This is a genomic window from Cupriavidus sp. 05T313, from assembly GCF_056396665.1.
In genome coordinates, this window is record NZ_JBFTLX010000640.1 from 1 (window position 1) to 439 (window position 439).

Annotated in this window: 1 pseudogene; it reads right to left on the minus strand. The window is 62.6% G+C overall.

The features are described from left to right. Positions 1-119: 119 nt before the first annotated feature. A pseudogene (locus tag AC1DKD_RS42145) lies at positions 120-439 on the minus strand (Tn3 family transposase); the annotation flags it as partial.

A 439-nucleotide genomic window follows, 5' to 3' on the forward strand; every position in this document is an offset into this window, starting at 1 on the left:
ACTGCGTCCAGTACCACGCCATTGACTCCGGTTTCTGTTCGAGAACACGGAGGTTGCCCTAATTTTCGTCACCTTGAAAGGGGTGGCTCTAACACGGTCCCTTGCTTGGCATCGCGCCGCAACTTCGAGACCGCCATGCTGGCGCTCGTGTACCCATGCGTTCGACGGAAAGCCGGAGGAAGCCACCATCGTCGCGCGCGTCATTGTGACGAATGACTCCTTCGATTGCGACGCCTGCCAGCCGCTCGTTGAGCACGATCGGCTGGTTGTACACGATGCGATGCTGGTCCAGCACGTGCGGCGCGCCACCGGGGATCGACGCGTGCATAACACCGGGGGGGCTAGGAGTCGAGACACACGGAGTCGCTCGATGCCTGCAGCCCGCTTCCCCAGAGTTCGGGGATCGCGCGTTCGCTGGAACTCCACCGCGCGGTTGGTC